The sequence below is a fragment of the Candidatus Palauibacter soopunensis genome (assembly GCF_947581735.1).
Classification (GTDB): domain Bacteria; phylum Gemmatimonadota; class Gemmatimonadetes; order Palauibacterales; family Palauibacteraceae; genus Palauibacter; species Palauibacter soopunensis.
On sequence record NZ_CANPVT010000021.1, the window covers coordinates 1 to 5,758 of the forward strand.

The window sequence follows — 5,758 nt, forward strand, 5'->3', positions numbered from 1 at the left end:
GAGTCCTTCGATCTAACGTGAAACACGCTCGAATGGGTACATCAGGGGTACAGGGACTGCTGGCTGGGAGCGACCCCGCAGCGGAGGGGAGGATGGGGATGCACATCGCCATCCTCCCCGATGCCGATCGAGGCATGCCGAGATGGGGGGTCGCTCCCAGCCACGGCCTCGATGGCCTGATCGGCATCGCCGGTCCGGCGGCCGTGGTGCAACCGCAAGCGCGCCAGCGACATGCGGGATCGGCGTCGTGCACACGGGAACGCGGTTTCCGTGCACAAGCACCCCGACATGGGATGTGCACGCCGGATCGGCATCGGCACCCCGGGTCCGGCGATCAAAACGGGTCTCCCGAGAGCCGCCTCGACCGCCATACCGTGAAGCCGTCGATCATCGCTTCGGACGGCGCGGTCGGGAGCGCGGCCCGGAGTTCGGCGAGCCGCGCCAGGCAGCCCCGGAGGCTGCCGTGCTCTTCGATCACGCTCTCGTCCCTGCCGCGGATGCCCTGTTCGATCCGTTCGATCTCGCGGCGGATCTCAGGACCGGTCGCCGACGCCCGCGAGCGGCTGGGGGACCGGGCCGGGTCGGTCCAGTTGCCGAGAACCTTCTCGGCCCGCTCGAACTCGCGGTCGGTGCGAACGACGGCGACAGCCTCAACCGGCCGGCTCCGCTTCTGGAGCGCGGCCCAGAGTTGCCGGTGGGCGCGGCCCCAGGAGTGGAGACCCGCAGCGGTCTCGTGGCCCGGATCGGCGTAGACGAACACCCCGCCCCCGGCGTCGAGCGCGACGGGCAACTTGAGGGGGAAGTAGCGGCGCGTATTGCCGCCGGCGCCCCGGTACACACGCACGGGCAGGACCCGGCGGTCGATCCCAATCTCCTCGAAGGCCGCGACCTTCTCGGGCTCGGTCGGCAGCCACGCCTTGCCAGCGTGCCCCATCACGTGGTCGAGTGAGAGCAAGCGGCGAAGGAGCACCTCGGAGGACGCGATCCGGCGGTGGCGGATGTCCTCGGCGCCGAGCGCCCGGTAGACGGCGCGCGCGCAGATCCGGCAGACCTTGCGGCCCTCGTGGGTATCCTCGGCCGCCAGCCTCCGCTCGGTGATGTCCTGCACGAAGCGGAGCGCCTTGAAGCGGTCGATTCGGAGCCAGTCCGAGATCTGATCGCGGGTGAACACGCCGCTGTGGAGGCAGACCAGCGCGATCCACTCGGCCTCGCGGCCCGTCCACCCGAACGCTTCGAGCGCCTTCTCGCGGCCCTTCAGATGGGCGATCACGGCGACTCCCCGGTCACGAGCGCTAGGTCGGCCCGCATGTAGGTGACGAGGAGGCCCATCGGGTTGTGGACGACCAGCTCGGGCGGGACCGAGTCGAGGAACTCGAAGCGGAGCGTCAGCGACCAGCGTTCGCGGCGCAGTTCCTGTTCGCCCCTCAAATGCACGAGGTCGAAGTCCGCCGTCGCGCCGTGCGGCGGCTCAGGCGCAGGGTGGATGCGGAGCACGACCTGCTCGACTTCGAGTTCGGTCTCGGCGGTTCCGGCCGCCGTGGCCGCGACCTCGGCCCCGTCCCGCTGGAACGCCGCGTTCGCGAGATCGGTGCTCAGGAACCGGAGGCTGCGGGTCCAGTGCTCCTGGGCGGTCGCCCGGCGGCGCGAGTGGAAGTCGTGGACGAACCGGTTCAGGAAGTATTTCGTCGTCGGATCGAGCGGATCGGCCTGGGCGGTCGCGGCCTCGTAGGCCAGCGCCTCGGCTCGGCCCACGTCGTCGACCCGGATCACGATGGGCTTGGGCGGCTCGGTGCCCGCGATCCGCAGCAGGACGAAGACGCCGAGGGCCATACTTGCCGAGAGGAAGATCAGGATCGTCCGCAGCTTCCTGTTCGCCTGCACCGCCTCGCCCCAGATCTCGGCGTACTCGCGACCGGCGTCACGGTCTCGTTTCATCATCGGCTACTCCTTGGGGCTCAGACGGGGGGCTTGGCGGGAGCCGCAGCCTTGCTGGCTCCCTGCATGATCAGCGCGACGAACCCGGACCCGGCGGAGCCGGAACCGGACACGAGCATCGAGGCGAGTTCGCCGACCTTGAGCCCGGCCATGAGGCCGGAGACGACGAGCGGCATGAGGACGACGGCCCAGAGCCAGAGCTCGAACGGGTCCGCCGTTCCCGTGCCCATGAGGGCATCGGCGTAGGTCGTGATGTAGCCCATGCCGACGCCCATGAAGACCCGAAGCACGGCCCCGGCCACGACGCCGTAGAGCGTGTAGACCATCAGCGTCCGGAACCATCCCCAGAACAGGAACGAGAGCGGCTCGAAGAGCAGGAACGCGATGAACACCGGACCGAGCAGGATCGCGATGGCGATGGCGACCTGCGCCCAGATCACCTGCGCGTAGGTGACGCAGAACAGCGCCAGCAGGCAGACCACGAGCGAGGCGCCCATCACGAGCGTGATGAGCGAGGAGAAGATCACGGTCGCGCCGGCCGTTACGATCGAGAGCAGGTTCCCCGTGGACCATGCGGCGCTCAGGTGCGCGGAGTACGCCTGCACGAGCGCGGTCATCTCGGTGTACCCTGCCGACACCACGTCGGACAGAAACAAGTTCTGAAGCCAGATTCCGCCTCCGGCGATCATGGCGGGGAACGTCAGCCCGACGCCGGGGATCGGGACGACATAGTAGTGGAGCAGGGTGCGGGGGATCGCGATCCCGATTACGAGCTTGATGATCTCCCAGGGCTGGAACGTGCCGCTGAACGCGATCTTGAGTCCGGTCCAGGCGACCATCACGGCGGCGAGCCCGCCCCAGAGCTGGAGCCCGAGCGTGTGAACGTCGGGCGCGGCCCCGCCGACGACGGTGTCGAGCACCACGTCGAGGAAGCTCTTGAAGTCCTGAAGCTGATCGGCGGGGATCTGCGCCGGGACGTTCGGGTCGATGGACTGCGGGGGCAGTTGCATGGCCGTCGCGCCCTACCGGTAGAACGACGGGACGCGGAACAGGAGCCCGTCCCTGAGCGCGGCCCGGTTCAGCGAAGCCGCGTTCCGCATGGTCCCGGCGAACGCGTTCGCCCGCGCACGGCCATCGTGCCAGCGGCCCAGCCAGTCCAGGTGCGCGAGTTCGGCCTGCCTCGCCCGGCTCGCCTCCATTGCCGTCTGATGGGCGAGCACTTGGCCGAGGGCCGCGTTGATCCTCCCCTGGCTCAGCGAGGCCGCGACTCCGGCCTGCTGAAGGGCCGTGTTGGACAGGTTTCCGTTCGCAGTGAGGTCCGCGAACGAGCCTTGGGCGCTCTCGATGGTCCCGGCGAGCGCGGCGGCCGCGTCCAGCGCCGCGTAGTCCAGCACGCGCTGCCGGTCGGCGGCCTCGCGGGCGCGGCGGTGGTCCTCCAGCGCGCGCGTCGCGGCTTGGGGCGGAAGGTTCGCAAACAGAGCCAGGATGTCGGCGTCCGACACCCGGTCGGCGGCGTGGCGGATGGTTCTCCAGTGCCGCGTGAACGAGCGTCCGCTGCCCATCCTCCGGACGGCGTCGACCGTGCCCCGGGCCGGGCCGGTGAAGTCCGAGCGCCAGCCGAGTCCGTCGCGCACGAGGCCCACGGGATCGGCGGACAGGTCGGAAAACGGCTGGAGCAGCGCGTCGATCTCGCCCTTGGCGGCGCGCTCCATGTGGTCGAGCTGGTCTTCGAGTTCCGTAAGCTGGCGGGCCATCGACCGGATCTGGGTGACCTGGTGCGAGATCTGCGTGATCTGGTTCGCGATGATCGTGGCCCGCTGGAACCAGCTCCCGAAGTCGAACTGCGCGCTCGCGGGAGCGGCGCTGGCCAGCATCAGGAGCAGCACGAGGAAAACGGTGGCGAGGGAACGGAATCGCATGGACAAGTCCTTTCTCTTATCGGTCTGTCGGAGGGGTGGGGACGAGGACATCGGAGGTGAGCCAGACGCGGAGCCGGTGGCCCGCGCGGATCGTGATCTCCGGCATCCGGTTCAGGTATCGGTCCAGCATCGAGGTGGCGCTGCCACCGAGCCCCTGGCCGACGCCCGCCCGGAGTCCGTAGGGCGACGCTCCGGCCAGCGTGAGACCGCTCAGCGCCCCGACCGCTCCGGCGGCGGCGAAGGTCGAGAGGTAGCGCCGGTTCACTTGGTCCTTGAGCGCGCTCTCGCCCACCTGGTTCAGGCCAGTGAACTCAAGGTCCACCCAGCTTCCGCCGGGCAGCAGCAGCCGGTGGAACGCCACGGCCAGACGGCTCTGGTCTTGGGTCTCGACCGCCCGGGCCATGCCGACGACGCGGGCGCCGCGCGGGATCAGAACGCGCTGGCGGTCGGCCGAATAGAGCGGCGCCGACACCATGGCGAGCACGGGGCCGGGGAACTCGCCCGACAACTGGGTCACCAGCACCGCCTCAAGGAACGTGCCCTCGTGGATGCGCTCCCAGCCCGCCGGGTCATCCGGCCGCACCAAACGGCTGGGCTCCGGCGTGGAGGTTCTGCCGGGAGGTGTCGGTACGCCGGGCGCGAACTCTCCGGCGGCCAGTCCGGCCGCCATCTCGGCCTCAAGGGCGGCGAGGGATTGCCCGAGGGACGCGAGCGCCCCGTCGAGTGCCGCATCGGGAGACTCGGGCGGCAGGGAAGACGCCGCCGCCGCATCCGGGGATCCATTCGGGTCTCGGTGCGACTGTGCGACGGGCAACGAGCGGAGCGAGCGCGTCCTGCGCTCGACCTCTTCGAGGCGGAGCGCCTCGCGCAACTCGAACTCGGCGCGGCCCATGCCGGGGGCTCGACTACCACCGCCGGCATCCGTACCTGCGGACCCCGCACCTACCGACCCCGCGCCGGAGGGGGCTCCGGCATCCCGGTCCGGTGGGGCGGCGCGGTTCCGGGCGGCGGCCCGTTGCGTCTCGCGCTCCGTCTCGTCGCGGATGCCCTCCTCGAACGACCGGCCCTCGCGGTCGTTCACCGCTCGCGGCTGCGCGGGCGCTCCCGCGGCGGCTTCGTCTTCACCGGGACCGGCGAGCGACGACGAGAACAGAAGTCCGGCAACCAGCACGGCGATCAGAACGATCCCCGCCTTCGTGACGAGGCCGCCCGGCAGCGCGCCCTTTGGCTCCTTCACCCACTGCTTCCAGCGGCTCATCGTGAGCCCTCCCGGGGCTCGAACCGCCAACGCACCCGCTTGTCCCCGATCTGGAGCCACCCGTCGCCCAGGACTTGGCGGGCGACGTACAGCCCGTCGTCGGTGAGGTCGTAGGCGATCAGGCTCGGCTCGCCGTCCTTCATCTCGTAGAGCGCAGGCGACTCCTGCGCGCGCGAGCGGATGTACGTGAACCGTCCGTCGTGCCACATCGCCTCGACCAGGAACGGCCGCCCCGACGCTCCCCGGTCCAGCCGGTACTCGAACGCGAGCCTTGCGGGATAGGCGGCACGGAACGCCTCGATCTCACTCGCGGCTTGCTCGCGTGCCTCGCCGATCCCGGCCTCGGCCCGTTCTCGCGCGCGACGGACGGCTTCGGCAGCCTCGGCCGCCATCTCTTGGTAGGCCGTGACTTCGCTCCGCGCGACGAACGCGGGTCCACCCATCCCACCGGCCATCCCCGCCGCCTCCGCGCCCGCCTCGACGCGAAAGACCAGGTGGGTCGGCTCCTCGGCGTGCTCGGAGACGAGGAACGAGTAGATGCGCCCGGATTCGCAGACGAGCGCGACGTTGGTCGCGGCGTCCTCGGCTAGGGGCTTCAGGTACGCGACGTTCGCCGCGCCGGTCAGGTGCCAGTACTCGGAGTCTC

Annotated in this window: 6 protein-coding genes; all 6 read right to left on the bottom strand. The window is 70.3% G+C overall.

Going from position 1 to position 5,758, the window contains the following annotated elements; translation table 11 throughout:
* Positions 1–334 precede the first annotated feature (334 nt).
* The gene (locus RN901_RS06660; RefSeq protein WP_310757222.1) at positions 335–1,270 is read right to left on the bottom strand and encodes a hypothetical protein; all 936 of its coding nucleotides are present in this window, start codon (positions 1,268–1,270) and stop codon (positions 335–337) included.
* Complete coding sequence (locus tag RN901_RS06665; protein WP_310757224.1) at positions 1,267–1,938, bottom strand: VirB8/TrbF family protein; 672 nt, start codon at positions 1,936–1,938, stop codon at positions 1,267–1,269. Before RN901_RS06665 ends, RN901_RS06660 begins: the two co-directional genes overlap by 4 nt.
* A gap of 17 nt (positions 1,939–1,955) precedes the next feature.
* Positions 1,956–2,945, bottom strand: a complete 990-nt coding sequence (locus RN901_RS06670) for a type IV secretion system protein (RefSeq protein ID WP_310757226.1) — start codon at positions 2,943–2,945, stop codon at positions 1,956–1,958.
* 12 nt (positions 2,946–2,957) lie between these two features.
* On the bottom strand, positions 2,958–3,854 hold the full coding sequence (locus RN901_RS06675) for a hypothetical protein (protein WP_310756940.1): 897 nt from the start codon (positions 3,852–3,854) through the stop codon (positions 2,958–2,960).
* Between the two features lie 16 nt (positions 3,855–3,870).
* Positions 3,871–5,112, bottom strand: a complete 1,242-nt coding sequence (locus tag RN901_RS06680; RefSeq protein WP_310757228.1) for a TrbI/VirB10 family protein — start codon at positions 5,110–5,112, stop codon at positions 3,871–3,873.
* The coding region (locus RN901_RS06685) for a TrbG/VirB9 family P-type conjugative transfer protein (RefSeq protein WP_310757230.1) at positions 5,109–5,758 on the bottom strand (650 nt) is incomplete at its 5' end. The genes RN901_RS06680 and RN901_RS06685, both read right to left, overlap by 4 nt.

Coding starts and splice junctions, on each gene's coding strand:
- RN901_RS06665 (WP_310757224.1), bottom strand. CDS start 1,938: ATGATGAAACGAGACCGTGACGCCGGTCGCGAGTACGCCGAGATCTGG.
- RN901_RS06670 (WP_310757226.1), bottom strand. CDS start 2,945: ATGCAACTGCCCCCGCAGTCCATCGACCCGAACGTCCCGGCGCAGATC.
- RN901_RS06675 (WP_310756940.1), bottom strand. CDS start 3,854: ATGCGATTCCGTTCCCTCGCCACCGTTTTCCTCGTGCTGCTCCTGATG.
- RN901_RS06680 (WP_310757228.1), bottom strand. CDS start 5,112: ATGAGCCGCTGGAAGCAGTGGGTGAAGGAGCCAAAGGGCGCGCTGCCG.